Here is a 26,804-nt window from a genome sequence, read left to right on the forward strand (position 1 = left end):
TTCGCTGGGGGACGACGGGGGTGTGGGCGTGCGAGCGCTCGTGTTGGGGCCGATCGAGGTCCGGGTAGGCGACAGACAGGTGGGTCTCGGCGGTCCCAAGCCGAGGACCCTGCTCGCCGCGTTGTTGTTGCAGCCGCGCCAGGTCGTGCCGGTGGAACGGCTGATCGACCTGATCTGGGGAGAGGCGCCACCGCAGACCGCGGGCGCGCTGGTGCACACCTACGTGTCGTCGTTGCGGCGGGCGGTGGGCACCGCGCTGGTCACCAGGGCGCCGGGCTACCTGCTCGACCTGGACAGCGACGTCGAGCAGTTCCAGAAGCACCTGACGACGGCGCGGCAGGCGGAACGGGCCGGCGACCACGCCACCGCGACCACGCACTACCAGCACGGGCTCGCGTTGTGGCGCGGCCCCGCGTTGCACGGCGTCGACGCGCAGTTCGCCCGGGGGCACGCGCTCGCGCTGGAGGAGTCCCGGCTGAGCGCCGAGGAGGGGCTCGGCCGCTGTGAACTCGCGCAGCACCGGGTCGAGGACGCGATCACGCGGCTGTCGGCGCTGGCCGGTGCCCACCCGACGCGCGAGGAGACGCGCGAGTTGCTCATGCGGGCCCTGCACCGCGCCGGACGGCAGGCGGACGCGCTGCAGGTCTACCGCGACGCGCGTGAGCACCTGCTCGACGAGCTCGGCATCGAACCGGGCGAGAAGCTGCGCGACCTGCACTCCCGCATCCTCAACGGCACGCTCGAGACCGCACCGCCGGAGCTGACCGCGGCGGCGGCCCCGGCGGCGGTGACCACGCACCAGGTCGTCCCGCACCACCTGCCGCCCGACATCAGCGACTTCATCGGCCGCCAGGAGGCGCTCAAGCAGGTGTTCGGCCTCACCGAGGGCCGCGAGACGGGCACCGCGACGCCGACGGCCGTGGTGTCCGGGTTCGGTGGCGCCGGCAAGTCCGCGCTGGCCGTGCACGCCGCTCACCTGCTGCGGAAGTCCTACCCGGACGGCCAGCTGTTCGCGGACCTGCGCGGCGGCGGGCGCGACCTCGAACCGCAGGAGGTCGTCGGCCGGTTCCTCGGCCTGCTCGGCATCCCCGGCCAGGACCAGCCGGCGGCACCGGACGAACGCGTCGAGCTGTACCGGCGGACCGTGGCCGACCGGCGGCTGGTGGTCGTGCTCGACAACGCCCGCAGCGAGGCGCAGGTCAGGCCGTTGCTGCCGGGCAACCCGAACTGCTTCGTGATCATCACCAGCCGCCGCAGGCTCACCGGGCTCGAAGGCGCCGAGCCGATCGAACTGGGCTTCCTCGGCGAGGAGACCAGCATGGAGATGCTCGGGCGGATCGTCGGCGCCGAGCGGATCGGCGCGGAACCCGAGGCGGCGCGGCGGATCGTGCGGCTCTGCGGTGGTGTGCCGCTCGCGTTGCGGGCGGCGGGCGCGAAACTGCTGGCGCGGCCGCACTGGCCGTTGAAGACGCTCGCCAAGCGGCTGTCCGACGAACGGCGCAGGCTCGACGAGCTGGAGATGGGCGACCTCGCCATCCGGTCGTCGCTCAGGCTCACCTACGCCGAGCTGGACCCGGTGCACCGCAAGGCCTTCCACCTGCTGTCGGTGCTCGACCTGCCGGATTTCGGCGCGTGGATCGCGGCGCCGTTGCTGGACATCTCGCCGTACGACGCCGAAGACGTCGTGGAGCACCTGGTGGACCTGCGGCTCGTGGACGTCGCCGGGGTCGACCAGATCGGCCGGGTGCGCTACCGGTTCCACGACCTCGTGCAGCTCTTCGGCGCCGAGCAGGCGGAGGGCGAACCCGTGACGGAGGCCGTCACGCGCCTGCTGCGGACGTGGCTCGCGCTGGTCGAGGCCGGGGTGCGGAAGCTGCCGCGGGTGACGCTGGGGCTGCGGCCGCGGCTGCACGCCGAGATCGAGGTGGACCCGCGGCTCGAGGAGGACGTCGAGGAGGACCCGACCGGCTGGCTGCACTCCGAGACGGACGCCGTCGTGCGGGCCGTCGAACGGGCGCACGACCTCGGTGTCGACGAGCTGACCACCACCGTGATCACGTCGCTGCTGTCGTCGCCCTTCGCGGCGCGCAACGAGTTCGGCAACTGGCAGCGCACGCACCTCGTGGCGCTGCGGTCGGTGCGCGACCGCGGCAACCGGCGCGCCGAGGCCGTGCTGCTCGCCGGGCTCGGCCAGCTGCGCTACGAGCAGGACGACTTCGCGGCGGCGCTCGCGCACTTCGAGCAGGCGGCGGAGATCGCGGCGGCCATCGACGAACCGGAGACGCTCGCCGTCGCCTACGTCGGCATGGGCACGGTCCGGCGCGATCTCGCCGAGTTCACGCAGGCGCGCGAGCTGCTCGACAAGGCGATCGCCCTGGGGGACAACGGGGTCGTCGCGGCCGCGAGCTACGGCGTCGGCGCGATCCACCGCGACCACGGCGATCTGGACGAGGCGCGGCGGGCGTTCGAACGCTGCGTGGAGCTCTACCGCGAGCAGGAGGACCGGCGCGGCGAGGCGCTGGCGCTGCGCGCGCTGAGCCTGTGCCACCGGGCGGCGGGCGCGTACGCGGAGGCGGTGGAACTGAGCCGGGAGGCCGAGCGGATTCTCCGTGGGGCAGGTGACGAACTCGGTGCCACGTACGCGGTGCAGTCGCTCGCCAAGGCGGCGCTGCGGACGGGGGAGCTGGAGGGCCTCGACGACCTGCTGGCCGAGTGCCTGGAGGTGTGCACGCGCCAGCGCGACCGGTTCGGCGTCGCGTTGACGACGCGGACGCTCGGAGAGCTCGCGCTGGCCCAGGACCGCCTCCCGGAGGCCGCCGACCTCCTCGCGGACGCGCTGGAGCAGTGGACCGCCCTGGGACTGCCGATCTGGCGGGCGCGCACGATGCGGGACCTGGCGGCGGCAAACGCGGACGAAGAGATGTGGCTGCGCGCCAAGGAGTTGTTCGCGTCGCTGGGAGTGCGGGAGGCGCGGGAGCTGGAGGGGCTGAGCGCCGGCGGGTGGCGCTCGACCCTCTGACGCCGGGCGTTACGCCCTCGCCGTCACCTGCACGTCGCGCGCGGTCAGTTCGGCGGCGCACTCGGTGCACTCCACCTTCGCGCGCACGCCACCGCCGCAGTCGCGGTGGTGCAGCTGGAACGACTCCTCTTCCTCGGGGGCCATCCACCTCTCGCCCCACGTGCGCAACGCCATCAGCACGGGGTAGAGGTCGCGGCCTTTCTCCGTGAGGCGGTACTCGTGCCGTGTGCGGCCGTCCTCGTGATAGGGCACGCGCTTGAGTACGTTCTCCTGCAGCAGCACGTTCAGCCGGTCGGTCAGGACGCTGCGCGAGATGTCCATCGTGGCCTGGAAGTCTTCGAAGCGGCGCGTGCCCAGGAAGATCTGGCGGAGCAGCAGCAGTGTCCAGCGCTCGCCCAGCAGGGCCGCGGGACGGCTCAGCGTGCAGGGCATGCTCGCGAAACTCGAGTACGGCATGACTCCAGGATATCCCTTGCGTTCGTTTTTCGAACTCAGCTACAGTTCGGATTCCGAACTCAGGGAGTCGATCCTCATGCGCGTCACCGAGCTCGACCGCGACACCGCTGGAGAAGCCGTCGACGCGGTGTTCGCGGGACTGTCCGCGCGCAGCCGCTACCTGCGCTTCCACTCGCCGACGCCACGGCTGACCGCGTCCGCGCGCCGGGTGCTCGTCGACGTGGACGGGGAACGGCACGGGGCCGTGTGCGCCCGCGTCGGAGGTGACCCGATCGGCATCGCGCGGGTGATCAGGACAAGCGGGTGCGACGCGGAGATCGCGGTCGCGGTGGTGGACCTGTGGCAACGCCGTGGCGTGGGCCGCCTGCTGCTGGAGGAGCTGACGTCCGTCGCGGCCAGGATGGGCGTCGCGGTGCTGCACGGCGACGTCCTGCCCGACAACCACGCGATGCTGGGGCTGGTCCGCAAGGTGCTGCCGGGCGTGCGGCTGACCAGGGACGCCGACACGGTCCAGCTGAGCTACCCGCTCGCCTGGGTGACCGCCGAGATCACCGACGCGGACCTTATAGAGAGCTTGCAGGAGATTTAGAGATCGAGCCCCGACGCTGGCCGGGTGACCACCGCTCGTGCCGCCGGCCCGCTGATACTCCGCTCCGAGATCGTGGAGCGCGCGTGTTCGTGGCTGCGCGACTCGGTCCCGTACAGCCAGACGAGGTTCCACCAGAACGAGCACGGCATCTACCGCGCCGACTGCTCGGGGTTCGTGTCGATGGCGTGGGGCCTGCCCGGCAGGCCGGAGGACCGGCACGGTGGCTACGACACCCACGGCCTCGCCGTCGTGAGCAACCTGATCCCCGCCGAGCAACTGCGGGCGGGCGACGTGGTGATCCGCACCGACGGCACCAACCTGACGCGGCACGTCGTGATCTTCGCCGCGTGGGCCGAGGAGCCGGGGCGGTACTGGGCCTACGAGCAGGCCGGCGGTCAGCGCACGCGGTTGCGCGCCGTCACCTACCCCTACGAGACCTGGCCGGAGCTGTACGTGCCGCGCCGGTACCTGAGCGTGTCGGAGTAACTGGATCGGCCGTTCCGCCGATGAACGGACGACGACGCACGCCGGAAGGTCAGGTCCACCTGTGAGGAACCGCCCGTTGAAGATCCCTGCGAACCTGTCCGGTTCCGGACAGGACCCGACGTTCGACCGGACCGGAACTTCACATCGTCTTGCTACCGTGACCGGCATGAAACGGTGGGGGATGCTGGCGGTGGCGGCCGCGGCGATCACGTTCGGCTCGACGCTCGCCATGCCCGACGTGGCGGTCGCGGCCGAGGGCGGGGTCTTCTGCGGTTCGTACGAGGCCAACCAGAAGGTGACGCGCAGCGAGGTCCTGGCGCGGTCGCGCACCTGGCTCGCCGCCCGCGTGCCGTACAGCCAGAGCGACTGCTTCGGCAACAGGTACGGCGCCTACCGCACCGACTGCTCCGGCTTCGTCTCCATGGCGTGGGGCCTGCGGATCTCGTACACGACGCACATCCTCGAGCAGGTCGCGCACCGCATCGACCGGGAGGACCTCCGCCCCGGCGACGCGCTCAACGACCGCGAGAACCACGTCGCGCTGTTCATCGGCTGGGCCGACGCGGCCAAGACGCGGCCGATCGTGCGCGAGCAGGCGGGCCCGGACGGCAGCAGGCCCGTGCAGCGCGTGTGGAGCGCCGCCACGGCCAGCAGGTACGTGCCGTTGCGCTACAACAACATCCTCGAGGCCGGCAGCGGTGACACCGGCAGCGACACCCCGGTGACGGACAAGCTCGTCGTCAGCGCGGGCCCGCAGATCTCGAACACCGGCCAGCAGCAGCTCGAGATCTTCGCGCGCGGCGTCGACGGCACGGTGATCACGAACTTCCACAAGACGAGCCGCTGGGCGGGCTGGCAGCAGCTCGGCCCCGAGGTCTTCGCCGGCGACCCGGTCGCGCTGATGAACCCGCAGACCAAGATCGTCGAGATTTACGCCCGCGGCACCGACGGCAAGATCTACCACCGCGTCGACGGCCAGTGGCTCGCGCTCGGCGACACGGCCGTCGCCGGCGAGCCGACGCTGTTCTGGAACGACGGCACCAAGGCCGTCGAGGTCCTGGCCCGCGGCGCGGACGGCACGCTGCTGCGCTTCACGGACAAGTGGGCGCCGGTCGGCGACCGCAAGATCGAGGGCGACCCGGCCGTCGCCGACAAGGACGTCTACGCGCGATCCGCCGACGGCAAGCTGATCAAGTGGGACGGCACCTCGTGGGCCGACCAGGGCGACAAGAAGATCGTCAGCGACCCGAGCGTCGCCGTCGACCAGGTCTTCGTGCGCACCGAGTCCGGCAGCGTCGAGCAGTACGCGGCGGGCGTCTGGACGACGCTGGGCGGCAAGGGCACCGGCAAGCCGTCCGCGGTCTTCAACTCGACGACCGGCTCCATCGACGTCGTGCAGCTCGGCGAGGGCGGCTACGTCGAGCACTCCCGCGCCGCCGACAAGGGCTGGACCGCGTGGGCGAAGCTCGGCACCACCAAGGTCGCCGAGGCGCCGACGGCGATGTACCACGCGCAGACGAAGACCGTCGAGGTCTTCGCCCGCACGGACGACGGCAAGCAGATCCGCCGCTTCTACAAGGAGAAGGCGGGCTGGAGCCAGTGGGCCGTGCTGGGCGACAAGACGGTCAGCTGACCTGACGAACGCGAAGGGCCGTGACTCCGACTCCGGGGTCGCGGCCCTTTTCGTTTCACCGACACCTTTGGCTAGCGTAGGCGAAAACGTTTTCAAGGGGGACCGGTGATGGCGCGCAGGCGGTACGCGGTGGTCGGCACGGGCTCGCGGGCGCAGCGGCACGTCCACGCCATCGCGGTCGAGCACGCGGACACCTGCGAGCTCGTCGCGTTCTGCGACGTGAACCGCACCCGCATGAACGTCCACAACGAGCGGCTGGCCGCGCCGGTCCCCACCTACGACGCCGCGGACTTCCTCGGGATGCTGGACGAGCAACGGGTCGACGTCGTCGTGGTGACCACAGTCGACCGTCACCACGACTCGTACATCGTCGCGGCGCTCGACGCCGGCCGTGACGTCGTGACGGAGAAGCCGATGACGACGGACGTCCCGTCGGCACGCAAGATCCTCGACGCCGTGCACCGCAACGACGGCAACGTCACGGTCACCTTCAACTACCGCTACAACCCGATCCACGAGAAGGTGCGCGCGCTGCTGGCGGACGGCGCTGTCGGCGAGATCGGGTCGGTGCACTTCGAGTGGTTGCTCGACACGCGGCACGGCGCCGACTACTTCCGCCGCTGGCACCGCGACAAGGCCAACTCCGGCGGCCTCATGGTGCACAAGGCGACCCACCACTTCGACCTGCTCAACTGGTGGGTCGACTCGGTGCCCGAAACCGTGTACGCGCATGGGCGGTTGTTCTTCTACGGTGAGGAGAACGGCAAGCGCCACGGGTACACCGACGACAAGCGGTTCGACATCGACCTGGAGCAGAACGACTGGCTGAAGAAGCTCTACGTCGACGCACGGCACGAGGACGGCTATCGGCGCGACCAGAACCCGTTCGAACCCGGTGTGTCCATTGAGGACGACATGTCCGTGCTCGTTCGCTATGCCAGTGGTGCGAACCTCACGTACCACCTCACGGCCTACTCGCCGTGGGAGGGCTACCGGCTGATGGTCAACGGCAGCAAGGGGCGCCTGGAACTCGAGGTCGTCGAGAACTCGTGGGTGTCGGGACAGGACCTGTCGGTCGACGCCGGCCGCGAGCAGGGCTGGGCGAAGCTGTCGGTGCAGCGGCTTTTCGAGGAACGCGTGGACGTGCCCGTGCGGTACGACCGGGCCGGGCACGGCGGCGCGGACCGGCGCATGGTCGACGCGCTGTACGGGCCGCCCGGGCAGGAGGACCCGTTGGGACGCAAGGCGACGCACCACGACGGCGTGCTGTCGCTGCTGACCGGGTTCGCCGCCGGCCGCAGCTTCGAGACCGGGCGGCCGGTCCACGTCGCCGAGCTCCTCGACCTCCCGTGAGGACCCCTTAGCGGTCTTCGTGCTCGCGGCGCCATTGCCCGTTCGGGTGGCGGCGTTGACCGCCGGTGCCCGGATGCTGTCGCAAACGTGTCTTGGTTGGCGCGGCGCATTGATATTCCAGTCACGGCGGCTGATGCTGGTGGGCGCGGTGGAGTCCGCCCGAGAAGGGTGAGAGCGATGCGTGTTGCGCTGGTCGGCGCTCGTGGGCACGGGGCGCGGCACGTGGAGAACCTGGTCCGGCTGGGGCACGACGGGCTCGCCACGTTCGTCGGCGTGGTCGACGTGGCGGACGTCGACGTGCCGGTGCCGTCCTACTCCGATCTGGAGACGCTGGCGGCCGAACTGCACCCCGAGGTCGTCGTCGTCTCGTCACCGCCCGCGACGCACCGCGACCTCGTGCTCGCGGCGTTCGAACTGGGCTGCGACGTGCTGGTCGAGAAGCCCGCCGTGTTGTCGGTGGCGGACTTCGACGAGATCTCCGACGAGGCCGTGAAGCGCGGGCTGGTGTGCCAGGTCGGGTTCCAGACACAGGGCACGGGTTCGTACCGCCGCCTCTGCTCGTTGATCGGCTCCGGTGCGTTGGGGGACATCACCGGTATCGGCGCCGCGGGGCGTTGGGTGCGCACGGACTCCTACTACGAGCGCGCGGAGTGGGCCGGCCGGCAGGGTGAGGACGGGACGCTCGTGAACCCGTTCGCGCACGCACTGCAGAACGCGTTGCTTCTGGCCGATGTCGAGGAACGAGCCGACATCGGCGTCGAACTGGAGCTGTACCGGTGCCGCGACACGATCAGCGCGGACGACACGGCCTGTGTGCGAGTCACGGCCGATGACGCGCCGCCGGTCGTTGTCGCCACCACGCTCTGCGCCACGACATCGTTGCCACCGGTCGTTCTCGTGCACGGGTCGCTCGGGCAGGCCGTCTGGTGGTACGACGACGACAGGCTGACGGTCAACGACCACCGCATGGCCGTCGCGCCGTCCGTCGACCTGCTGGAGAACCTCCTGCGGCACCGGCTGACCGGTGAGCCCCTGGTCGCGCCGCTGGCCGCCGCGCGGGCGTTCACGACCGTCGCCGAGCAGTGCGGCAAGGCCGACGTGCCGCTGCTGCCGGCCCGCCGCGTCGGCGACCGGGTGGTGCTCGACGGCATCGACGAGGTCGTCGTGCGGGCCGCGGAGAAGATCGCCACCTTCGCGGAGCTCGGCTGCGGATTCGGGCGGTAGTCTCCCCGCGGAGTCCGCCGTGTTCGGGGAGCGTTTGCGTTGGACATCTACATCGACCTGAAGGACGTCCGGGTCACCGGCTACGTCAGCATGGGTCTGATAGCGCTGGTCGCCCTCGAGTCGATCTGGGGCACGATCAACGACTGGCAGGGCGGCTCGTCGTCGTGGAGCTTCCTCGCCATCGTGCTGATCGCTCCCGCCGCCGTGGCGTTCGTCGTCTGGTACCGCGGCGCGACGCACAACGCCGAGGCGATCGCGCTGCACGGCGTGCGGATGGTGTCGCAGGTGTGGAAGGCGAGCGACCCGGCGCAGCGCGAGGTGCCGTTCGACCAGCGCGTCGCGAGCCCGTTGATCAAGCCCTGGCAGTACGCCTTCCTCGCCATGGTCCTGTGCGACGTGCTCGAGTCGTTGCTGCTCGACACCCCCGCCTACGTGGTGTTCTCCACCCTGTCGACGCTGTGCGCGATCGGGGCCGCCGGGCTCGCGTGCTTCCTCATCCTGAGGATCTCGGTCATGCAGCAGCGGTTCGCGGTGCCTCACCGCAAGCGCTAGTCGCCCGCATGGGGTATACTTCATTGCTGGTTGCAGTTTTGTGTTCGTGTCATTTCACGCTCGCCGAACTTCAGTTGCGAGCACTTCTCCTTCTTCGCGGTTGGGGCAAGTCAGCTCATGACCAACCACGGAGCGGCCGCACAGTGTGGCCCGCTCTTCAGCAATCAAGGAGAAGCAGTACATGGCTAACGGCACCGTCAAGTGGTTCAACGCCGAAAAGGGCTTCGGCTTCATCGCCCCCGAGGACGGCGGCGCTGACGTCTTCGTCCACTACTCGGCCCTCAACGGCGGCGGCTACCGCAGCCTCGAAGAGAACCAGCGCGTCTCGTTCGACATCACGCAGGGCCAGAAGGGCCCGCAGGCGACGAACGTCAACGCCCTCTGACGTTGGGTTGACGACGCAGGGCCTCCGGGATTTCCCGGGGGCCCTGCGTTTTGTGTTGTGATCATTGGCTTTTCGCTAGCCTGGCCCGATGCCGCTGCTCGGACCAGCCGATCCGCTGCCGCACGTGCCCCGGCGCGTCCTCGTCGCGGGCAACGCCGGATCCGGCAAGTCGACGCTCTGCCTGCGCATCGCCGGGCTGCGGGACCTCCCCAGGGTCGAGCTCGACAGCCTCTACTGGGGTCCGCGGTGGACACCGCGCCCGGAGTTCGCAGGCGAGGTCGCCGCGCTCGCGCGGGAGGACCGCTGGGTCACCGAGTACCAGTACAAGGCCGCGCGGCCCGCGTTGCTCGCGCGGGCGGACACGGTGGTGTGGCTCGACCACCCGTTCCCCACGGTCGTGGGCAGGCTGGTGCTCCGCACGGTGCGGCGCCGCGCGGCCAGGGCCGAGCTGTGGAACGGTAACCAGGAGTCCCCGCTGTGGTCGGTGTTCACCGATTCCGAGCACATCCTGCGGTGGGGGCCGAAGAGCTACCGCCGCAACCGGGCCAGGGTGCTCGCCCTGGTCGACGACGTCGTGGTCGTGCGGTTGCGCGGCCAGTGGCAGGTGGAGCGGTGGCTCTCGGGGCCGCTCGCCTCGGTCGGGGAGGAGCGTGCCCGGTGAGAACGGCGCTGGTGCTCGGCGGGACGGGCATGCTGGCCGGCTGCGTGAGCCACCTGGTGGCACACGAGTGGCGGGTGGTGCTGCCGTCGCGCAGGCAACCGCTGGCGGCCGACGACGGACCGGGCAGGGCGGCGCGCGCGTCGATCTCGCACGGCCACCGCCCGACGTGGGTGAGGGCCGACTGGGCCCGGCCCCGGGCGCTGGCGTCCGAGGTCGAGTACGAGCTCGAAGGCGATCAAGTGAACCTGCTGGTCGCGTGGGTGCACGACAGCTATCGCGTGAGCGTGCTCAACGCCGTGCGGCACCTTCTCGCAGAAGGCGCGCCGGTGGTGGAGGTGCACACATCCGCACCGGTGCCCGACCCCGTGCTGCCGCACCCGACACAGCAGGTCCTGCTCGCCCACTTCACGCACGACGCCACGATGCGCACGAACCGCGCCGTGCTGGACGCGGTGGAACGCGGCCTGAGCGGGCGAGCGCCCTCGCTGCACCACGAGGACGCCCGCTGACGCCTCAGACCTTCTCGATCTTCGCCCGGCCGATCTCCGCCTGCACCTTGATGCCGGCCGCCACGTCCACGAGCTGACGGACCACCACGTCCTCGTTGCGGACGTCGGCGATCTTCTGCTTGGTCTTCGTGACGAACGTGAACTCGGTGACCTGCGCGGCCTCGATCTCGGCGACCTGCTGGAAGTCCTTGCTGAAGTCGAGCACCACCTCGGCGCCGTCGAGCACGACCAGCTGGTAGTCGGTCGGCGCCGCGGAGGCGAAACCCTTCTGGAAGCTGCCGGTGACCTTGATGCCGTCGGGTGTCTCCTCCAGGTCGAGGACTCCGTCGACGGGCGTGAAGACCGCCTCCTGGAAGTCGGCGGTGGCCTTGACGGGCGCGGGGTCCGCCAGCGCGGGGGACGCGGTGAGAGCGGCGGTGGCGAGCAGGACGGCGGCGATGCTCAGGAGTTTCGGCATGCTTTCGTTCGTACCGGCGGGCATTTGGCCCCGCTCGGTCAAACGCGTCGCTCGATCGGGCGTTGCGCCACCGTCAGCGGCCCAGTCCCCGCACCAGCAGCATGACCGAGTCGCGCACCTCCGCCCGCGACCGCTCCGGCTGGAACACCTGCCAGTCGAGCGCGATCACGAGCAACGTGCCGAACAACGCCGCCGACGCGGTGCCGACCTCCACGCCCTCGGGCAGCCGGCCCGCGTCGGACAGGCGCTTCATCTGGCCGCGCACGATCGAGACGATGTCGTCGCGCAGCAGCTTGAGCGTGCCGTGCCACTGGCCGGGCGTGCGCCACAGCTCCGAGACGAGCAGCTGGCCGAACGCCGGGTACTCGGCCCAGAAGCCGAGCATCTCGTCGACCAGCGCCTCCAGCGAGTCCTCGGAGCCCTCGGCGGAGCGCAGCCTGCCCGCGAGGATCTCCACGCCGTGGTGCAGCAGCGCTTCGACCAGGGCGTCCTTCGAGGCGAAGTTGTAGTAGATCGTGCCCTTGGCGACGCCCGCCTCCGCCGCGATCTCGTCGACGGTGACCGAGGCCGCGCCCCGTTCGCCGACGAGCTTCAGCGCCGCGTCGAAGAGCTTCTGCTTGGTCGCCGTCGTCCGCGCGCTCACAGCACGAGCTCCGGCTTCAGCTTGGACACCGTCCACACGCGCTGCTTGTAGGCCGCCACGGACGACAAGGCTAGGGCTCCGACCAGCCAGGCGAGAAGGATCAGCGCGTCCTTTCCGACACTGCCGAGGTCACCGCCGTACATGAGGTGGCGCAGGCCGTCGACCGCGTAGCCCATCGGCAGGCCGTAGTGCAGCGGGTACAGCGGCACCGGGATCGTCTGCCACGGGAACGTGCCTCCCGCGCTGACCAGCTGCAGGATCAGCAGGATCAGTCCGAGGAACTTGCCGACGGCGCCGAACGCGGCGTTCAGCGCGTGCAGGATCGCCACGAACGTCAGTGACATCAGTGCGAGGAAGCCGAACGTGCCGAGGGGGTTCGACGGCTCGATGTCGACCACGAACCGCACGACCGTGAACATCACGAGCACCTGCACGATGCCGAGCAACGCACCTGGCAACCAGCCACCCAACGCGACCCGCAGCGCTGACTGACCGGCGGCGAGCGCACGCCGTGAGAGCGGGCGCAGCAGCAGGAACAGCACGAACGCGCCGATCCACGTCGCCAGGCCCAGGAAGAACGGGGCGAGGCCGGCACCGTACGTCGCGGCCTTCGTCTGGGACAGGCCGCGCACCGCCACCGGGTCACCGATGGCCTGGGCGATCGCGGCGCGGGTCGGGTCGTCCTGGTTCGGGATCTTGTCGACGCCGCCGGACAGACCGGTGCTCAGCTCGGCCGCACCGGTCGCGAGCTGGGTGGCACCGTCCTTGAGCTGCGGCGTCGCCGTTGCCGCCTGCTGCAAACCGGCGTTCAACGCCGTGGCACCGTCGTCCAGCTTGGCGACGCCGGCGGCCAGCGGGGGCATCTTGGCCGAGAGCTGCTCGGCGCCGTCGGCGACCTGGTCCGCGCCGTTCGCGAGCTTGCGCAGGTCGCCCGCCGCGCCCTGGACCTTGGCGTTGGCGTCGTCGACGGGCTTGCGGACCTGGCCGAGCGTGGTCAGCACGCGCTGCACCTGTTCCTCGGTGAAGCCGAGGGCGCGCAGCCGGGTGGCCAGGTCACCGTTGAACTGGTCGAGCCCGCCGACCAGTTCCTGCGCCTTCTTCGCGTACGTCTCGGCCTCGGTGGCGGCGGTCTCGTTGCCGGTGGCGACCTGGCGCGCGCCGTCGGCGAGCTTCTTCGTGGCGTCGGGCAACTGCGCGGTCTGCGGCCGCAACTCGTGCAGGCCGTTGCTCAGCTGCGCTGCGCCGGGGGCGAGCTTCTGGACACCGGTGTCGAGCTCGGTGATCTTGTCGCGCAACGTCGCGTTGCCGTCGGCGACCTTCTTCGCGCCGTCAGCGGCCTTGGTGGTCTCCTGGCGGATCGTGGAGAAGCCGAGCAGCAGCTTGTCCGCGGCCTCGGTGGAGACCTTCGCGGTGACGGCCCGGCGGACCTCGTTCACGACCTGGTTCGCGATCGTGGAGCCCAGGTAGTTGTTGGCGTCGTTGGTGGTCAGGGTCAGCACGCCCTGGCGCGGCTTGTTCTGCTCCGCCGACGTGAGCGCCTCGGAGAAGTCCTCCGGCAGCGTCAACGCGAAGATGTAGTCGCCCTTGCGCACGCCCTCGTCGGCGTCCTCGACGACCTTCCAGTTGAACTTCCTGCCGTTGAGCAGCTCGTCGGCGACGTCCTTGCCGGCGTTGAGATCCTGGGTGCCCTTGTCCTTCACGACCAGCGCGGCGGGCACGTTGTTCAGGTTCGCGTACGGGTCCTTGTTGGCGTAGAGGTACAGCGACGCGTACAGCAGGGGCACGAGCGCCAGAGCCAGTACGGCGAGCTTGGGGAGCTTGCCGGAGGTGATCCGGCGGAGCTCGTTGAAGGCCATGCGAAGGGCGCTCATGCGGTGATCTCCATCTTGGTGTCGTTGTCCTCACCAAGGCGCGCGTGCGGGATGTCGAGGATGTGGGCGGAGGAGTTCGAGCACAGGACGACGACGGACCGTTCGGGGGTCACGAAGTCGTGGGCCAGTGCGAGCCACTCGCGCGGGTCTGGGTGGTACCGGTCGGGGCAGTCGAGGACCAGCGCCGTGACGCCGGGGCGTGCGGCGGCCAGTTCGAGCATCACCGCGCAGCGGGTCTTCGGCGGGACGTACTCGAAGCGCTTGTCCGCGTGCTCGTCGGCGGCGTGCTCCACCAACCAGTCGTGCACCGCCTTCTTGCCGGACGGCATGCGGTTCATCGCGAGCTCCTCGCCGACGACGGCGCTGAGCGTCAGCGCCTCCTCCGGCTCGTTCACCTCGGGGGCGTCGACCAGGACGACGCGCTTGCGCAGCGTCTTCGCGTCCGGGGACACGCTGCCCGTCGAGGGCTTCATGCGGCCGGAGAGCAGGAGGGCCAGTGCCGTGTGCCCGCTGCCGGGCTCGCCCGCGACCAGGGTCAGCTCACCGGGCTTCACGGTCAGCGAAGTCGGCCGGAGCAGGGGACCATGGCCCCCGTTGACACCTGCGCGACTTGCGTGGATCTCCACGGCATTACCTTCCCTTTAAACTGACCGGTCAGTACAAATTCTCGCGCAGACCTCGGCCGCTGGCAACTCGGACATAGGTCACCTAAGGGCTGCGGCGGGGCGTACTTCCCAGACGGTCCACAGCGGCCGGTAGCCCTGGCGGGGCCAGAACACGCTGCTCAGGGGGTTCGGCGGGTTGTAGTAGAGGTAGGTGCCGACCGCGCCCATCCTGTGCAGTTCCTGGTGGGCGTGGGCGAGGAGCTGCTGGCCGATGCCGCTGCCGCGGGCGCCGGGCAGCACGGAGACGCAGTTCACGTAGCCCCAGCGGCCGCGGGGGAGTCGCGCGGCCGCCGCCGTGCCGGGCTCGGACGACACGATCGCGCACTCGGCGAGCGCCACCGCGATGCCGTCGCGTTCGGCGAGCCAGATGGGACTCGCGGCCTTCAGGCGTTCGGCGAGCGCGCGGCGCTTCACCTGGGCGGCGTCCGGGCGCACGATCGTGGAGCCGACGTAGGAGGAGTACTCCAGTTCCGCGAGCGACAGTTCGAGGACCGTCTCCAGGTCGTGCGGAGTCGCACGGCGGATGGTGAGCGTGCGCGAGACGTGCTGCGCCGGCGTCCTCAAGCGCACGGCGAGCACCGAGAGCGGCACGAGCCCGTGGTCGAGGAACGCTCGTGCGGCCTTCGTGTCGCGACTCGGCCAGTGCACGACGCACGCCGTGTCGTCGCCTATCTCCTGCGTGTCGAGGTGGCGGCGAAAGCGCGTGAGCAGCGCGTCCATGCCCTGCGAGCCGCCGACCAGCGGCAGCATCTCCCACACCTCGGCCGCCGACCACAGCCGCGTGGTCGTGTGCGGGGCGAAGGTCTCGTGGCTGACGACCCCGGCGACGCGCGTGCCGTCCGCCAACGCCGCCGTGAGGACGTGACCGTCCGTGGGCGGTTCGGTGGCGGGCGGGAGTAACGGGTCCAGTGAGGCGAAACGGGCTGACTGGGCCGCCACTAGTCCGCGTGCCGAGGTCATGGCACGTCAGGTTACGACGTCAGGCGGGTCCGGAAGATCGCGGTGCCGGGGAAGAGCTTGCCGCGCAGGGGGCTCCACTGGCCCCAGTTGCGGGTGTGGCCCTTCGGCCACTCGGGCTCGACCAGGTCCTCGACCACGAAACCGGTGTTCGTGAGGGCCCTGACGTAGTCGCCGAGGGTGCGGTGGTGCTCGACGTACGTGGCCCTGCCCTCCTCGTCGACCTCCACGTACGGCGTGCGGTCGAAGTACGACTGCGTGACGGTGAGGCCGAGCGGGCCCGGGTCGTCCGGGAAGATCCACCGCATCGGGTGGTTGACCGCGAACACCCAGGGCGCGCCGGGCCGGAGCACGCGGGCGAGTTCGCTGAAGACCTCCTGGACGTCCGCCACGAAGGGGACGGCGCCGAACGCGCTGCACGCGGCGTCGAAGGAGTCGTCGCGGAACGGCAGCTGGTCGGCGCTGGCCTGCACGAGCGGGACGTCGATGCCGGTCTCGGCGTTGTTCTTCTGCGCGTGCCGGAGCATGCCGGAGGAGATGTCGAACGCGGTGACGTCGGCCTTGGCGTTCTTGAGCCAGCGCGCGCACGGGGCACTGCCGCAGCCGACCTCCAGAATGCGCTGACCAGCGACTTCACCCAGGAAGGTGACCTCCTCCTCGCGCAGCCCCTCCGGGCACCACACGAAGTCCGCCGCGCCCAAAAAGTCGCCGTGCGTCTCGTGGTAGTCGTCGGCGTCCGCGTCCCACCAGATCCGGTTCGCCACGCGCGACTCCGCGGCGTCCGCCCCGCGCTTGACGATCCCGGCGGTGCCGAGCGCCTGCTCCGCGCTCGCGTGCTGGTTGGACACACTGCTCCTTCACATGGGGGCTGGTTTGCTTGCGCGTCTCGCGGCCGCGTACGATATCGCGTGCGTAGTGGGTTAGTGCTGCCCATGATCCAAGACCGCCGGATTCCAGGTCGCTGCGACGCTGCGCGCGCACCACTACCAAGCCATCAATGCCAATCCGTACCGGAGCCACCTACCTAATGTCCACCGACACCACCACCGCCCCCGTTGCCGCTGCGCCCAAGCAGGTCGCGATCAACGACATCGGGACGGAGGAGGACTTCCTCGCAGCTATCGACAAGACGATCAAGTACTTCAACGACGGCGACATCGTTGAGGGCACGATCGTCAAGGTCGACCGGGACGAGGTCCTGCTCGACATCGGCTACAAGACCGAGGGCGTCATCCCCTCGCGCGAACTGTCGATCAAGCACGACGTCGACCCCAACGAGGTCGTCAAGGTCGGTGACGAGGTCGAGGCGCTTGTTCTCCAGAAGGAGGACAAGGAAGGCCGTCTGATCCTCTCCAAGAAGCGCGCCCAGTACGAGCGCGCGTGGGGCACCATCGAGGCCCTCAAGGAGAAGGACGAGCCCGTCAAGGGCACGGTCATCGAGGTCGTCAAGGGTGGTCTCATCCTCGACATCGGCCTCCGCGGCTTCCTCCCCGCCTCGCTCGTCGAGATGCGTCGCGTCCGCGACCTCCAGCCGTACGTCGGCCGCGAGCTCGAGGCGAAGATCATCGAGCTGGACAAGAACCGCAACAACGTGGTCCTGTCCCGCCGCGCGTGGCTCGAGCAGACCCAGTCCGAGGTCCGCAGCGAGTTCCTCAACCAGCTGCAGAAGGGCCAGGTCCGCAAGGGCGTCGTGTCCTCGATCGTCAACTTCGGTGCCTTCGTGGACCTGGGTGGCGTCGACGGTCTCGTCCACGTCTCGGAGCTGTCCTGGAAGCACATCGACCACCCGTCCGAGGTCGTCGAGGTTGGCCAGGAAGTCACCGTCGAGGTCCTCGACGTCGACATGGAGCGCGAGCGCGTCTCCCTCTCGCTGAAGGCCACGCAGGAAGACCCGTGGCGCCAGTTCGCCCGCACCCACGCGATCGGCCAGATCGTGCCGGGCAAGGTCACGAAGCTGGTTCCGTTCGGTGCGTTCGTCCGCGTGGACGAAGGCATCGAGGGCCTGGTCCACATCTCCGAGCTGGCCGAGCGCCACGTCGAGATCCCGGAGCAGGTCGTGCAGGTCGGCGACGACGTCATGGTCAAGGTCATCGACATCGACCTGGACCGCCGCCGCATCTCGCTGTCGCTCAAGCAGGCCAACGAGGGCTTCACGGTCGACACCGAGTTCGACCCGACCCAGTACGGCATGGCCGCCGAGTACGACGACCAGGGCAACTACATCTACCCCGAGGGCTTCGACCCGGAGACCCAGGAGTGGCAGGACGGCTTCGACAAGCAGCGTGAGGAGTGGGAGCGCCAGTACGCCGAGGCGCACACTCGTTACGAGGCCCACATGAAGCAGATCCGCAAGGCCGCCGAGGCCGAGGAAGAGGCTTCGGCCGAGGGTGCGGGCAACTACACCTCCGGTGGCGACGCTCCTTCCGCTTCCGTCGGCGCGCCGGCCCAGTCGGGTGGCACGCTGGCCTCCGACGAGCAGCTCGCTGCTCTGCGCGAGAAGCTGTCGGGCGGCATGTGAGTCGCTAGCTAGACGCTTTGGCCCTCGCACCCCTTTGGGTGCGGGGGCCTTTGTCGTTTGTTGTGTTTTGCGGGCGGCCTGGTCGCCTTGCGTGCTTCCCCTGGGCTCTGCCCCAGACCCCGGCAATCTGAGATGGGGGCCAGCGCTGGGGGCAGGCTGATGGCACGCCTGTTGCGTAGAGCGGCCGCCGGTTGAGTACGAGGGTTGCGTTGGCCACCGCCGGTACCTCTTTGCACAGGATGGCTCGCCTTCGGCGTCGCACCGATCGCACGGCTCGCCTCCGGCGTCGCGGGCGGTCAGGCGTATCCGCCGCTCGACTCGCGTCAGCCTTTGCCCACCACCCACCGCAGCGTCAGCCAGCCGCCTCGCCTCCAGCCCCGCTCGCTTCACCCGCGCCCCAACCCGACTCCCTCCCACTCCGCCACGCCCGCACCCGTTCACTCTGTGGTGGAGGCCCAACCTCGTTGTGTAGGTTGACAAACCTATGCGTGGGAACAGGTTCTTCGTGGCACTGGGCGCGGGTGTGCTGGCGGTCTGTGCGGGGTGCTCCACTGCTGTGCCGCAGACTCAGGCGCCGCCGCCGCAGATTCCGAAGATCACGCCGCCCACTACGCCCTCCAGGACGCCGGTGATGGTCGATCGTCCGGCGCTGCCCGACGACTGCGAGCTCGTGGTGCCCGCTGAGGTCATGAACGCGACGCTCGGGCAGGAGTTGCCCGGGGAGCCGCGGATCATCGTCGGCATCAAGGAGCCCGGGATCGGGCGCACCGGGAAGATCGACTGCTACTACGGCATTCCCGAGAAGCGGAACCTGCCGGACGCGAAGATCGTCATCGGGTTGTCGACCTACACGGACGATCTGACGGCGCGGACTCGTGTCAACGAGAGTGTTGAGGCTGAACGTGCCGAGGGGGCGAAGGTCACCGAGGTCGACGTCGGCAAGCAGAAGGGGATGTTGGTCGAGGGCAAGGACGAGCAGTTGCTCATCGGGTCGCTCGGCAAGTCGACGTTCGTGGTGCGCAACCGGAACAACTTCATCCCCAAGGAGAAGCTGGTCGCGATCCTGCCGGTGCTCGCCCAGCAGTCGATGACGCCGCCCGTCTAACCTGGCGGCATGCTCAGGGTGGGGTTGACCGGGGGAATCGGGTCCGGGAAGTCGACGATCGCGCGGTTGCTCGCGGAGCGCGGGGCCGTGGTCATCGACGCGGACAAGTTGGCGCGAGAGGTGCTCGAGCCTGGCACTGACGGGCTGGCGGAGGTCGTCAAGGCGTTCGGTGAGGACGTGCTCAGCGCCGACGGCACGTTGAACCGGGCCGCGTTGGCGGCCAAGGCGTTCGCGAGCGAGGAGGCTCGGCAGACGCTCAACGGGATCACGCACCCGCGGATCGGGGCGCTCACCGGGCAGCGGATGGCCGAGGCTCCCGAGGACGCCATCGTCGTGCACGACATCCCGTTGTTGGTGGAGCGGGACATGGCGGCCGTGTACCACCTGGTGATCGTCGTGTTCGCGGACTCGGCGACGCGGCTGGAGCGGCTGGTCGGCAGCCGGGGGATGGACCGGCAGGACGCGGAGAAGCGGATCGCCGCGCAGGCCACCGACGAGCAGCGGCGGGCCGTTGCGGACGTGTGGCTCGACAACAGCGGTGAGGTTCCGGACGTCACGGCGTTGTGGGACCGGCTGGTGGGGTTCGAGAAGAACGTGCGCACGCAGTCGTACGCGTCCGGGGCGCCGAAGGTCGTGCCGTACGACGAGACGTGGCCCGCGCAGGCGGTCCGGATCGCGCGGCGGATCAGCCTGGCGGCGGGCGGCAGGCACGTGGAGCACATCGGGTCCACGTCGGTGCCGGGACTCGCGGCCAAGGACGTGCTCGACTTCCAGCTCGCGGTCGAGGACATGGAGACCGCCGACGGGCTGCGGGAAGCGCTGGCGCAGGCCGGGTTCCCGTACGTGGGGCCGTACGAGGACACACCGCGCGGCGAAGGCGGGTGGGACAAGCGGGTGCACGCCGGCGCCGACCCCGGACGGCGGGTCAACCTGCACCTGCGGGTCGAGGGCGCGGCGAACTGGCGGTGGGCGGTCGACTTCCGCGACTGGCTGCGGCACGACGCGCAGGCGCGCGAGGAGTACGCGAACCTCAAACTGGAGCTGTCACAACGGTTCGCGGCCGACGGTGACGGGTTCGCCTACGGGGACGCGAAGGAGCCGTGGATGGTGGCGGCGGTGCGGCGCGTCGAGGCTTACAGGGGCGGCCAGGCGTCGTAGATGCCGTGCCACGTCAGCCACGACGTCAGGTTGTGGTTGACGTTGCTGAGCTCTTCGAGGGTGCGGTGGACCGTGCGCAGCGCCTGGTCGGCGTCGCCGGGGCGCAGGACGCGACCCGCGACCGCGGCGGCGAAGTCCTCGCTGCGCACGATGCGGGCCACCGTGCCGCCGGGGACGGCCAGGCCCAGCAGCAGGTCGGTGGTCTGCCAGTGGCGGTGGTCGCGCTCGACCCGCACCGCCGACAGCACGCTCGGGCTGGTGCGCGCGTGGCGCGAACGCGGGCGGTGAGTGGTCAGCCGCAGGCCCAGTTCGGGCATCAGCCAGCTGACCTCGGAGTCGGAGAACGGGTCTTCCGGTGTGGGGTGTTCGATTCGAAGACCCCACCGTTCGACATAACACGAACTGAGCGTTCGCGAGCCGCCGGACGAATATGAGCGCACGCCCGAAATGGTGTCGACGACATCGACCAACTGAGGTGTAGTGACCGCTCCCACGCCGCCGAGGGTAGTCAAATAAGTGCGGCCAGTTACACGCCGGGTTGATTTGTTACGTCACGGTCAGATGACGATCACACTCTGTGTATCAACGCCAGGTCGTGGGGCAACCCGAATAGGTGAGCCACCGGACTACATCGTGACCGTGCGCTGAAATGCCCGACACCGCCGAGTAGGTGGTCTCCAACGCCCATTGCGCGCGTTCCGGGGAGACGAGTTGGTGTTGAACTGCGGAGATCAACTCGTCTGTGTCCAAAACAGTGACGCTGTGGCCCGTTCGGACGATCAGGTCGAGGTACAGATCGGTTGTTTTCCAGACACTGCCGATCGCGTTGATCTCCACGACGTCGACGTAGAAGTCGAAGTCGAGCTGGTGCCCGGGGTGCCACGACTGGCGTGTGACCCTGAGGTTGAGCTTCGGCAGGAACCAGCTCTCGAAGTGGCTGATCTTCGGATGCCCGGCGAGCGGCCGGAACATGTAGAGGCCCGTCGGCGTGAGCCGGAACTCGTCGACCCTCCTCAGCTGCCCCTTCGGATCGGTGTTGCTCTTGGCGTCCAGGTCGAAGTACTCGATCTTCGGCGGATGGATGTGTGCCACGTCAGCGATACTGCCATCGCCGGGCCCCGCGGCCACTTAGGATGCCGCGCATGTTCGGGATCATCCGCCCCTGTCGCAACAGAATGGGCGCTGAGCTGCGGTCCGCGTGGCTCTCACACCTCTGTGGAATGTGCCTGGCGTTGCGCGACGAGCACGGCCACCTCTCCCGGCTCGTCACGAACTACGACGGGCTGATGATCTCGGCCGCGGTGGAGGCGCAGTCCTCGGTCTCACGCCGCTCCGCCGGGCCTTGCGCGTTGCGCGGCATGAAGTCCGCGGACGTGGCCATCGGGTCCGGGACGAGGCTGGCGGCGTCGGTGTCGCTGCTGCTCGCCTCGTTGAAGATCCAGGACCACGTCGACGACGGGGACGGGCTCGCCGCCAAGGTGCCGTGGGCGGGGCGCGCGATGGCGCGGCGCTGGGCCGCCAAGGGCCTGGAGACGGCGTCCGACCTCGGGTTCGACGCGTCGGTGATGGTGGACGCGGTCCGGCGCCAGTCCGACGTGGAGGGTGGGGCCGGTCTGGGCAGCTCCGTCCTCGTCGTGACCGAACCCACCGAGACCGCGACCGCGTTCGCCGTCGGGCAGACCGCCGTCATCGCCGGCAGGCCGGGCAACGTGGAGCCGTTGCGCGAGGTCGGGAGGCTGTTCGGGCGGGTGGCGCACCTGATCGACGCCGCGGAGGACCTGGAGGAGGACAAGGCTTCGGGCGCGTGGAACCCGCTCCTGGCCACCGGGACGTCCGTCGAGGAGGCGCACCGGCTGTGCCTGGACGCCCTGGCGGGGATCAGGCTGGCGCTGAAGGACGTGGAGTTCACCGACGGGCGCCTCATGCACAAGCTGATGGTGCACGAGCTCGAAGAGTCGGTGATCCGGGTCTTCGGCAAGCGCCAGCGGCACCAGTACCCGCCGGACAAGCACCGCTGGTCGGATCCGGGCAGCGGGCTGTGGGCGTACCCGAGGCTGAACTGGCAGCGGCAGCCGCGCGGGTGCTTCGAGGGCTGCGGTGCGTTCCTCTACATGTGCGGCACCTGCCAGTTCTGCTGCCGCGACCCGTTCCCGGGGCCGTGGAGCGACAAGCGGCGCGACGGGTGTGACGGCGGCGACTGCGGCCCGAACTGCGACTGCAACTGCTGCGACTGCTGCTGTTGCCCGTGCGATTAGGGCTCTGAACAGGCATAATCGGAAATTGTCAGACCTCCGGCGTAACGTGCTTCCCGTGGCTTTCGCAACCGAGCTCCCGCCAGAGGAAAGCACCGTCAAGGCGCACTCCGAACACCGTCCCGTCGGCGACATCGTCCGCACCGACGGGCAGTTCCGCGTGGTCAGCGAGTACCAGCCGGCGGGCGACCAGCCGGCGGCGATCGCCGACCTCGAACGCCGCGTGCGCTCCGGCGAGCGCGACGTGGTGCTGCTCGGCGCCACCGGTACCGGCAAGTCGGCGACGACGGCGTGGCTGGTCGAGAAGCTGCAGCGCCCCACCCTGGTGATGGCGCCGAACAAGACGCTGGCCGCGCAGCTGGCGAACGAGCTGAAGGAGCTCTTCCCGCACAACGCGGTGGAGTACTTCGTCAGCTACTACGACTACTACCAGCCCGAGGCGTACATCCCGCAGACGGACACGTACATCGAGAAGGACTCCTCGATCAACGAGGACGTGGAGCGCCTGCGTCACTCGGCCACGATGTCGCTGCTGACGCGGCGCGACGTCATCGTGGTCGCGTCGGTGTCGTGCATCTACGGCCTCGGCACGCCCCAGTCGTACCTCGACCGCTCCATCCCGCTCGAGGTGGGCGTGGAGGTCGACAGGGACGCCTTCCTGCGCCTGCTGGTCGACGTGCAGTACACCCGCAACGACATGTCTTTCACCCGCGGCTCGTTCCGCGTCCGGGGCGACACGGTCGAGATCATCCCGTCCTACGAGGAGCTCGCGGTCCGCGTCGAGTTCTTCGGCGACGAGATCGACAAGCTCTACTACCTCCACCCGCTCACCGGCGACGTGGTGAAGGAGGTCAAGGACCTCCGGATCTTCCCGGCGACGCACTACGTGGCGGGCCCGGAGCGCATGGAGCGCGCGATCCGCGACATCGAGGCCGAGCTGGAGACGACGCTCGCGCAGATGGAGCGCCAGGGCAAGCTGCTGGAGGCCCAGCGCCTGCGCATGCGCACCCAGTACGACCTGGAGATGATGAAGCAGGTCGGCTTCTGCAACGGCATCGAGAACTACTCGCGCCACATCGACGGCCGCGGCCCCGGCACCGCGCCGGCGACGCTGCTCGACTACTTCCCGGACGACTTCCTGATGGTCATCGACGAGTCGCACGTGACGGTGCCGCAGATCGGTGGCATGTACGAGGGCGACGCGTCCCGCAAGCGCAACCTCGTCGAGCACGGCTTCCGCCTGCCCTCGGCGCTCGACAACCGCCCGCTGACGTGGGAGGAGTTCGCCGACCGCATCGGCCAGGTCGTGTACCTGTCCGCGACGCCCGGCCCGTACGAGATGGGCCAGTCCGGCGGCGAGTTCGTCGAGCAGGTCATCCGCCCGACCGGCCTGATCGACCCCGAGGTCGTCGTGAAACCGACCGAGGGCCAGATCGACGACCTGGTGCACTCGATCCGCGAACGGGCGGAGCGCGACGAGCGCGTGCTGGTCACGACACTGACCAAGAAGATGGCCGAGGACCTGACGGACTACCTGCTGGAACTGGGCATCCGGGTCCGCTACCTGCACTCCGAGGTGGACACCCTGCGCCGCGTCGAACTGCTGCGGCAGCTCCGCCTCGGCGAGTTCGACGTGCTGATCGGCATCAACCTGCTCCGCGAGGGCCTCGACCTCCCCGAGGTGTCCCTGGTCGCGATCCTGGACGCCGACAAGGAGGGCTTCCTCCGCTCCGGCACCTCGCTCGTGCAGACCATCGGCCGCGCGGCCCGCAACGTGTCCGGTGAGGTCCACATGTACGCGGACAAGATCACCGACTCGATGCGGCACGCCATCGACGAGACCAACCGCCGCCGGGCCAAGCAGGTCGCCTACAACACCGAGCGCGGCATCGACCCGCAGCCGCTGCGCAAGAAGATCACCGACATCCTGGAGGCCGTCTACTCCGAGGCGGAGGACGAGGTTCAGGTAGGCGGCTCTGGCCGCAACGCGTCCCGCGGCAAGCGGGCCGCCGGCGAGAGCGGCCGGTCGTCCGGTGTCGTGGCGTCGCACGAGCGGGCCGGGATGGCCCGCTCGGAGCTGGCGGACCTCGTGCAGTCGCTGACCGACCAGATGATGAACGCGGCGCGGGACCTGCAGTTCGAGTTGGCGGCGCGGCTGAGGGACGAGATCCAGGACCTGAAGAAGGAACTGCGGGGAATGGACGCGGCCGGCGTCAAGTGATCCCCGGCGCCGCCGGTAGCTTGGGCGGCATGGGGGAAACGCCGTACGAAGACCTGGTCGAGGCAGGTGGCCTGGAGGCTGTCCTCCAGGCCGCGTGTCCTGGTGGCGAAGTGACCACGGGCGACTCGCGAGGCGCTTTCGGTGGCGTGAAGGCCACTGTGGGCCAAGGCGACCGCGCCGTGCACGTCACGCCGGCCGTTGGCGAGCGCCTGTTCCACGTGCGGCACCAGCTGCGGGAGATGTACCTGAGCTGGGTGACCACGACAGAGCTGCGCGAGGTCATCGGGTCCACCGCGGCGTGGCTCGGCGGCGCCACCGCACGGGAGTTGGCCGCCGACTGGCCGTTCGCTGATTTCGTCGCTGTCGCCGACGCGTACGAGAGCGGCGACCGGATCGAGCTCGCGTGGCAGAAGCTCCGCGCGAGCGGGCGGCACGGGCTGCTGGAATTCGTCGAGGCGGCGATGCGGGAACCGCGGCTGCGTCGGATGTTCCCGTTCACGTCAATGTGGTGGATGTCGTTCCGGCCGACCGCGGACGAGTACCGGGTGCCGGGGCCGTGGGTGCGCTCGGCCGGTGGGGGACGGTTCACGGTCGTCGTGGACCGGCGGGTCGAACCCGAGGTCACCCACGACCCGGCGGAAGCGGTCCGGATCTGTCTGGCGGAGATGGACCGCCTCGGGGTGCCCTCGCCCGAGCAGCTTCGCGCGGGCGGGTCGGGCTGAGGGATCGCTGTGTCTACTGTGGATCGCCGCGTGCGCTGAGTTAGATCACCATGCCGGTGCGTGATCCCGTGAGCTCATAACGATTTGCGCTTCCCACGTAAATCGCCCTCTGGGGTGAGATGTTCGCTGACAGCTTTCGTCAGGGGCTCGGACGGCCATGATCTCGGGGTGGATGTGGACTCCCACCTCGCCGCGGTGGAGCAGGCGCTTATCGCTGTGCGGCGCAGTCAGTCACGTCGGGCGTTGGCAGAGCTGGCTGTTCCGGCGTTTGACGTTCTTGATGTCGTGGAGGCGGCGGAGCGGACTGGGGCCCAGGCCACGGTTTCCAGTGTTGCCTTGGCTTTGCACGTTGATCAGCCCCGTGCCAGCAAGCTGGTGACCAGTGCCGTCGACGCCGGGTTGGTGGCACGGATCGCGGACAAGGCCGACGGGCGGCGGGTGTTGCTCGTGCGGACGCCTCGGGGGCGGGCCACGTCCGCTGAGCTGCACCGGGCCCGGCAAAGTGCTTGTGCGGTCGCCATGGCCGACTGGAGCGAGGAGGAGCGGGCGGAGTTCGCCCGGTTGTTCTCGCGCTTCGTCGCCGTGTTCGGTGCGCGATAATCCTGTTGTGACACTGGATGAGTTGATCGTCTACTGCGCCGGGAAGCCCGGTGCGGAGGAGACGTATCCGTGGGGCGAGGCCGAGTTGGTGTGCAAGGTCGGCGGCAAGGCGTTCGCCTTCATCGGGCTCGACCTGCACACGGTCGGCCTGAAGTGCGGTGCCGACGCGGAGGCCGCCGGGGTGTGGCGGGAGCGTTTTCCCGGCGACGTCACCGTGAGCGGGTACGTCGGGCGGTACGGGTGGAACACCATCGCGCTCAAGGGGGCCGTGCCCGACGACGACCTGCTGGAACTCGTGGACGGGTCCTACGAGGCCGTCGTCGCGCGGTTGCCGAAGAGGAAGCGGCCTGCTGTCTAGCGGTCTTCTGGTTGCAGGACGCCGAAGATGTTGTTCTCGGTGTCCCGGTAGTAGGCGAGCAGGCCCACGCCCGGCACCTTGTCCTTCGGCAGGGCCACCGTGCCGCCGTTGACCTCGATGGCCGCGATGGTGGCGTCGATGTCGAGGACGCCGATCGTCATGACGTAGCCGTGGACGGGTGCGTCCGCCGCCGGCTCCGGGCCCCGGCGGGGGAGCAGGCCGCCGTTGACGCCCGGCTGGTCGTCGTCTCCGGTCACGATGGTCCAGTAGGGGATGTCGCCCCACTGTTCGACCTTCCAGCCGAAGACCGAGGTGTAGAAGTTCCGCGCCCGCTCGGGATCTGCGGCGTGGATCTCGAAGTGCACAGGACGTGACATGGGACGGCACGCTACTCCGGACAGTGGTTGTCC

At 69.5% G+C, this 26,804-nt stretch carries 28 protein-coding genes; 18 read left to right on the top strand and 10 right to left on the bottom strand.

Annotated features, from left to right (window positions below; all coding sequences use genetic code 11):
• Positions 1 to 28: 28 nt before the first annotated feature.
• Entirely contained in the window at positions 29 to 3,019 is a 2,991-nt protein-coding gene (locus ND450_RS42190) for a BTAD domain-containing putative transcriptional regulator (RefSeq protein ID WP_253323572.1), read from the top strand.
• Between the two features lie 9 nt (positions 3,020 to 3,028).
• On the opposite strand, the gene ND450_RS42195 is transcribed toward ND450_RS42190, so the two are convergent.
• On the bottom strand, positions 3,029 to 3,475 hold the full coding sequence (locus ND450_RS42195) for a helix-turn-helix domain-containing protein (protein WP_089923868.1): 447 nt from the start codon (positions 3,473 to 3,475) through the stop codon (positions 3,029 to 3,031).
• 76 nt (positions 3,476 to 3,551) lie between these two features.
• Here ND450_RS42195 and ND450_RS42200 point away from each other — a divergent pair, with 76 nt between their 5' ends.
• From ND450_RS42200 to ND450_RS42240, 9 genes are all read left to right on the top strand, one after another.
• On the top strand, positions 3,552 to 4,064 hold the full coding sequence (locus ND450_RS42200) for a GNAT family N-acetyltransferase (protein ID WP_253323573.1): 513 nt from the start codon (positions 3,552 to 3,554) through the stop codon (positions 4,062 to 4,064).
• A 24-nt stretch (positions 4,065 to 4,088) separates the two neighbouring features.
• A complete protein-coding gene (locus ND450_RS42205) occupies positions 4,089 to 4,550 on the top strand; it encodes a hypothetical protein (RefSeq protein ID WP_089923458.1) in 462 nt (153 codons plus the stop codon).
• A 166-nt stretch (positions 4,551 to 4,716) separates the two neighbouring features.
• A complete protein-coding gene (locus tag ND450_RS42210; protein WP_253323574.1) occupies positions 4,717 to 6,183 on the top strand; it encodes a C40 family peptidase in 1,467 nt (488 codons plus the stop codon).
• Between the two features lie 108 nt (positions 6,184 to 6,291).
• A complete protein-coding gene (locus tag ND450_RS42215) occupies positions 6,292 to 7,536 on the top strand; it encodes a Gfo/Idh/MocA family protein (protein ID WP_253323575.1) in 1,245 nt (414 codons plus the stop codon).
• 177 nt (positions 7,537 to 7,713) lie between these two features.
• On the top strand, positions 7,714 to 8,760 hold the full coding sequence (locus ND450_RS42220) for a Gfo/Idh/MocA family protein (RefSeq protein ID WP_253323576.1): 1,047 nt from the start codon (positions 7,714 to 7,716) through the stop codon (positions 8,758 to 8,760).
• A 39-nt stretch (positions 8,761 to 8,799) separates the two neighbouring features.
• On the top strand, positions 8,800 to 9,312 hold the full coding sequence (locus ND450_RS42225) for a hypothetical protein (RefSeq protein WP_253323577.1): 513 nt from the start codon (positions 8,800 to 8,802) through the stop codon (positions 9,310 to 9,312).
• A 181-nt stretch (positions 9,313 to 9,493) separates the two neighbouring features.
• On the top strand, positions 9,494 to 9,697 hold the full coding sequence (locus tag ND450_RS42230) for a cold-shock protein (protein ID WP_089923476.1): 204 nt from the start codon (positions 9,494 to 9,496) through the stop codon (positions 9,695 to 9,697).
• 88 nt (positions 9,698 to 9,785) lie between these two features.
• Entirely contained in the window at positions 9,786 to 10,358 is a 573-nt protein-coding gene (locus ND450_RS42235) for an AAA family ATPase (protein WP_253323578.1), read from the top strand.
• The gene (locus ND450_RS42240) at positions 10,355 to 10,867 is read left to right on the top strand and encodes a hypothetical protein (protein WP_253323579.1); all 513 of its coding nucleotides are present in this window, start codon (positions 10,355 to 10,357) and stop codon (positions 10,865 to 10,867) included. Before ND450_RS42235 ends, ND450_RS42240 begins: the two co-directional genes overlap by 4 nt.
• Positions 10,868 to 10,871: 4 nt before the next feature.
• Here the strand turns inward: ND450_RS42240 and ND450_RS42245 are convergent, their stop codons facing one another.
• The 6 genes from ND450_RS42245 to ND450_RS42270 form a co-directional block, all read right to left on the bottom strand.
• Complete coding sequence (locus tag ND450_RS42245; RefSeq protein WP_253323580.1) at positions 10,872 to 11,324, bottom strand: hypothetical protein; 453 nt, start codon at positions 11,322 to 11,324, stop codon at positions 10,872 to 10,874.
• Positions 11,325 to 11,397: 73 nt separating this feature from the next.
• Positions 11,398 to 11,967: a TetR/AcrR family transcriptional regulator gene (locus ND450_RS42250; RefSeq protein WP_177230086.1), complete on the bottom strand. Its 570-nt coding sequence runs from the start codon at positions 11,965 to 11,967 to the stop codon at positions 11,398 to 11,400.
• Positions 11,964 to 13,838 (bottom strand): YhgE/Pip domain-containing protein, encoded by a 1,875-nt coding sequence (locus ND450_RS42255; protein ID WP_089923489.1) that lies wholly within the window; start codon positions 13,836 to 13,838, stop codon positions 11,964 to 11,966. Before ND450_RS42255 ends, ND450_RS42250 begins: the two co-directional genes overlap by 4 nt.
• On the bottom strand, positions 13,835 to 14,464 hold the full coding sequence (locus tag ND450_RS42260; protein ID WP_089923493.1) for an ATP-binding cassette domain-containing protein: 630 nt from the start codon (positions 14,462 to 14,464) through the stop codon (positions 13,835 to 13,837). The genes ND450_RS42255 and ND450_RS42260 overlap by 4 nt, the downstream gene beginning before the upstream one ends.
• A 78-nt stretch (positions 14,465 to 14,542) precedes the next feature.
• A complete protein-coding gene (locus tag ND450_RS42265) occupies positions 14,543 to 15,463 on the bottom strand; it encodes a GNAT family N-acetyltransferase (protein ID WP_253323581.1) in 921 nt (306 codons plus the stop codon).
• A gap of 11 nt (positions 15,464 to 15,474) precedes the next feature.
• Entirely contained in the window at positions 15,475 to 16,308 is an 834-nt protein-coding gene (locus tag ND450_RS42270; protein ID WP_253323582.1) for a class I SAM-dependent methyltransferase, read from the bottom strand.
• A 179-nt stretch (positions 16,309 to 16,487) separates the two neighbouring features.
• Here ND450_RS42270 and rpsA point away from each other — a divergent pair, with 179 nt between their 5' ends.
• The 3 genes from rpsA (at position 16,488) to coaE (ending at position 20,241) form a co-directional block, all read left to right on the top strand.
• Positions 16,488 to 17,978 carry a 30S ribosomal protein S1 gene (rpsA, locus tag ND450_RS42275; RefSeq protein WP_045315762.1) on the top strand — a complete coding sequence of 497 codons (1,491 nt, stop codon included), beginning with the start codon at positions 16,488 to 16,490 and terminating at the stop codon, positions 17,976 to 17,978.
• Positions 17,979 to 18,462: 484 nt separating this feature from the next.
• On the top strand, positions 18,463 to 19,083 hold the full coding sequence (locus ND450_RS42280; RefSeq protein WP_143091841.1) for a hypothetical protein: 621 nt from the start codon (positions 18,463 to 18,465) through the stop codon (positions 19,081 to 19,083).
• Between the two features lie 9 nt (positions 19,084 to 19,092).
• Positions 19,093 to 20,241 (top strand): dephospho-CoA kinase, encoded by a 1,149-nt coding sequence (gene coaE / locus ND450_RS42285; protein WP_253323583.1) that lies wholly within the window; start codon positions 19,093 to 19,095, stop codon positions 20,239 to 20,241.
• Here the strand turns inward: coaE and ND450_RS42290 are convergent.
• Both ND450_RS42290 and ND450_RS42295 read right to left on the bottom strand, forming a co-directional pair.
• Positions 20,217 to 20,558: a hypothetical protein gene (locus ND450_RS42290; protein WP_245786537.1), complete on the bottom strand. Its 342-nt coding sequence runs from the start codon at positions 20,556 to 20,558 to the stop codon at positions 20,217 to 20,219. The two genes, coaE and ND450_RS42290, sit on opposite strands and share 25 nt — an antisense overlap.
• A gap of 265 nt (positions 20,559 to 20,823) precedes the next feature.
• Entirely contained in the window at positions 20,824 to 21,333 is a 510-nt protein-coding gene (locus ND450_RS42295; protein ID WP_089923518.1) for a DUF402 domain-containing protein, read from the bottom strand.
• Positions 21,334 to 21,383: 50 nt separating this feature from the next.
• Between ND450_RS42295 and ND450_RS42300 the strand changes: the two genes are divergently transcribed.
• The 5 genes from ND450_RS42300 to ND450_RS42320 all read left to right on the top strand — a co-directional run bounded on the left by ND450_RS42300 (position 21,384) and on the right by ND450_RS42320 (position 26,394).
• On the top strand, positions 21,384 to 22,496 hold the full coding sequence (locus ND450_RS42300; protein ID WP_253323584.1) for a DUF5685 family protein: 1,113 nt from the start codon (positions 21,384 to 21,386) through the stop codon (positions 22,494 to 22,496).
• A 55-nt stretch (positions 22,497 to 22,551) separates the two neighbouring features.
• Positions 22,552 to 24,714 (top strand): excinuclease ABC subunit UvrB, encoded by a 2,163-nt coding sequence (gene uvrB, locus ND450_RS42305; RefSeq protein ID WP_177230087.1) that lies wholly within the window; start codon positions 22,552 to 22,554, stop codon positions 24,712 to 24,714.
• A 29-nt stretch (positions 24,715 to 24,743) separates the two neighbouring features.
• The gene (locus ND450_RS42310; RefSeq protein ID WP_253323585.1) at positions 24,744 to 25,436 is read left to right on the top strand and encodes a DUF6193 family natural product biosynthesis protein; all 693 of its coding nucleotides are present in this window, start codon (positions 24,744 to 24,746) and stop codon (positions 25,434 to 25,436) included.
• A gap of 168 nt (positions 25,437 to 25,604) precedes the next feature.
• On the top strand, positions 25,605 to 26,036 hold the full coding sequence (locus ND450_RS42315) for a MarR family winged helix-turn-helix transcriptional regulator (protein ID WP_245786538.1): 432 nt from the start codon (positions 25,605 to 25,607) through the stop codon (positions 26,034 to 26,036).
• Between the two features lie 7 nt (positions 26,037 to 26,043).
• Entirely contained in the window at positions 26,044 to 26,394 is a 351-nt protein-coding gene (locus ND450_RS42320) for an MmcQ/YjbR family DNA-binding protein (RefSeq protein WP_089923526.1), read from the top strand.
• Here the strand turns inward: ND450_RS42320 and ND450_RS42325 are convergent.
• Complete coding sequence (locus tag ND450_RS42325; RefSeq protein WP_089923530.1) at positions 26,391 to 26,771, bottom strand: VOC family protein; 381 nt, start codon at positions 26,769 to 26,771, stop codon at positions 26,391 to 26,393. The two genes, ND450_RS42320 and ND450_RS42325, sit on opposite strands and share 4 nt — an antisense overlap.
• Positions 26,772 to 26,804: the final 33 nt, after the last annotated feature.

The organism is Lentzea sp. HUAS12 (assembly GCF_024125735.1).
GTDB classification, from domain to species: domain Bacteria; phylum Actinomycetota; class Actinomycetes; order Mycobacteriales; family Pseudonocardiaceae; genus Lentzea; species Lentzea albida.

Bases quoted from the DNA above. Each gene is read 5' to 3' on its own strand.
- rpsA (WP_045315762.1), top strand. From the start codon at position 16,488: ATGTCCACCGACACCACCACCGCCCCCGTTGCCGCTGCGCCCAAGCAG.
- ND450_RS42280 (WP_143091841.1), top strand. From the start codon at position 18,463: ATGCGTGGGAACAGGTTCTTCGTGGCACTGGGCGCGGGTGTGCTGGCG.
- ND450_RS42220 (WP_253323576.1), top strand. From the start codon at position 7,714: ATGCGTGTTGCGCTGGTCGGCGCTCGTGGGCACGGGGCGCGGCACGTG.
- ND450_RS42195 (WP_089923868.1), bottom strand. From the start codon at position 3,475: ATGCCGTACTCGAGTTTCGCGAGCATGCCCTGCACGCTGAGCCGTCCC.
- ND450_RS42200 (WP_253323573.1), top strand. From the start codon at position 3,552: ATGCGCGTCACCGAGCTCGACCGCGACACCGCTGGAGAAGCCGTCGAC.
- ND450_RS42245 (WP_253323580.1), bottom strand. From the start codon at position 11,324: ATGCCGAAACTCCTGAGCATCGCCGCCGTCCTGCTCGCCACCGCCGCT.
- ND450_RS42325 (WP_089923530.1), bottom strand. From the start codon at position 26,771: ATGTCACGTCCTGTGCACTTCGAGATCCACGCCGCAGATCCCGAGCGG.
- coaE (WP_253323583.1), top strand. From the start codon at position 19,093: ATGCTCAGGGTGGGGTTGACCGGGGGAATCGGGTCCGGGAAGTCGACG.
- ND450_RS42255 (WP_089923489.1), bottom strand. From the start codon at position 13,838: ATGAGCGCCCTTCGCATGGCCTTCAACGAGCTCCGCCGGATCACCTCC.
- ND450_RS42215 (WP_253323575.1), top strand. From the start codon at position 6,292: ATGGCGCGCAGGCGGTACGCGGTGGTCGGCACGGGCTCGCGGGCGCAG.
- ND450_RS42310 (WP_253323585.1), top strand. From the start codon at position 24,744: ATGGGGGAAACGCCGTACGAAGACCTGGTCGAGGCAGGTGGCCTGGAG.
- ND450_RS42230 (WP_089923476.1), top strand. From the start codon at position 9,494: ATGGCTAACGGCACCGTCAAGTGGTTCAACGCCGAAAAGGGCTTCGGC.
- ND450_RS42210 (WP_253323574.1), top strand. From the start codon at position 4,717: ATGAAACGGTGGGGGATGCTGGCGGTGGCGGCCGCGGCGATCACGTTC.
- ND450_RS42235 (WP_253323578.1), top strand. From the start codon at position 9,786: ATGCCGCTGCTCGGACCAGCCGATCCGCTGCCGCACGTGCCCCGGCGC.
- ND450_RS42290 (WP_245786537.1), bottom strand. From the start codon at position 20,558: ATGCCCGAACTGGGCCTGCGGCTGACCACTCACCGCCCGCGTTCGCGC.
- ND450_RS42300 (WP_253323584.1), top strand. From the start codon at position 21,384: ATGTTCGGGATCATCCGCCCCTGTCGCAACAGAATGGGCGCTGAGCTG.
- ND450_RS42265 (WP_253323581.1), bottom strand. From the start codon at position 15,463: ATGACCTCGGCACGCGGACTAGTGGCGGCCCAGTCAGCCCGTTTCGCC.